At 56.9% G+C, this 643-nt stretch carries 1 protein-coding gene; it reads left to right on the top strand.

Translation table 11 applies throughout. The features are described 5' to 3' along the window. Nucleotides 1–643 (top strand): YDG domain-containing protein (locus H663_RS41955; protein ID WP_240620616.1); only part of this gene is annotated, 643 nt, incomplete at both ends.

The raw sequence follows: 643 nt of genomic DNA, 5'->3' as shown, positions 1-643 counted from the left end.
ATCACAGCCACGGGCGTGACAGTGGGCGGCGTGGCAGAAACTGCAACGGTGAACAAAGCCAGCGGCACCTACAACAGCAAGAACGTGAACGCTGCAACAACGGTCACCGCGACCTTGGTGGCAACTGACTTTGCGGCTGGCACAGCAGATTTGAGCAACTACAACTTGCCCACTACAGTTTCAACAGTAGTCGGTGGTGGCACGATCAGCAAAGCCAACTTGGCTGTGGCCATGAGCAACCAGAACAAAACCTATGACGGCACGACAGCAGCTGCATTGGCAACGGGTGCGATCACAGCCACGGGCGTGACAGTGGGCGGCGTGGCAGAAACTGCAACGGTGAACAAAGCCAGCGGCACCTACAACGACAAGAACGTGAACGCTGCAACAACGGTCACCGCGACCTTGGTGGCAACTGACTTTGCGGCTGGCACAGCAGATTTGAGCAACTACAACTTGCCCACTACAGTTTCAACAGTAGTCGGTGGTGGCACGATCAGCAAAGCCAACTTGGCTGTGGCCATGAGCAACCAGAACAAGACCTATGACGGCACGACAGCAGCTGCATTGGCAACGGGTGCGATCACAGCCACGGGCGTGACAGTGGGCGGCGTGGCAGAAACTGCAACGGTGAACAAAGCCA

The organism is Limnohabitans planktonicus II-D5 (genome assembly GCF_001270065.2).
Classification (GTDB): Bacteria; Pseudomonadota; Gammaproteobacteria; order Burkholderiales; family Burkholderiaceae_C; genus Limnohabitans_A; species Limnohabitans_A planktonicus.
The sequence above is the reverse complement of the archived record's forward strand: the minus strand, read 5'-3'. Positions and strand labels throughout refer to the sequence as shown.